The organism is Candidatus Magnetaquiglobus sp. (assembly GCF_058402785.1).
The window spans coordinates 6908-7338 of the sequence record NZ_JBZVFG010000082.1 but is presented as its reverse complement, the minus strand read 5'-3'; the positions used below and the strand labels follow the sequence as shown (position 1 = coordinate 7338).

At 49.4% G+C, this 431-nt stretch carries 1 protein-coding gene; it reads right to left on the bottom strand.

Going from position 1 to position 431, the window contains the following annotated elements; translation table 11 throughout:
- Positions 1-106: cold-shock protein (locus ACV4UY_RS16240; protein WP_491608600.1), on the bottom strand; the 106-nt coding region annotated here is incomplete at its 3' end.
- Positions 107-431: the final 325 nt, after the last annotated feature.

Genomic DNA, 431 nt, shown 5'->3' with positions numbered 1-431 from the left:
CGGAAAAGTGGACGAACACGTCCTCGCTGCCATCTTCCGGGGCCAAAAAGCCGAAACCCTTGGAATTGTTGAACCACTTGACCGTCCCACGAACCGTTTGCGACATTGTTTTCTACTCCCGATAATCAACTGGACCACATAAACTTTAGGATAAATTGAGTAAAACGTCCCATCGTCCTCTCCGCTTATCCCCTCTGGACATTACCATACGGAGGAGCGCAACCCGAAACAAGAAAAAATTTTTTATGGGTTGATTTTTTTTGGCGCGCACCCGCATTCCTTTGCAATTTTACATAGATTCCTATGATCCTGAATCGCGACCGCCAATCCAAACCCATTCCCATCCATGTCCGGCGAGCGGCAACCGCACTTGGTCACAGGTTGGGATCCGATCACGAGAGGTCATCAATCGCCTCATCCCCAGTCATGAC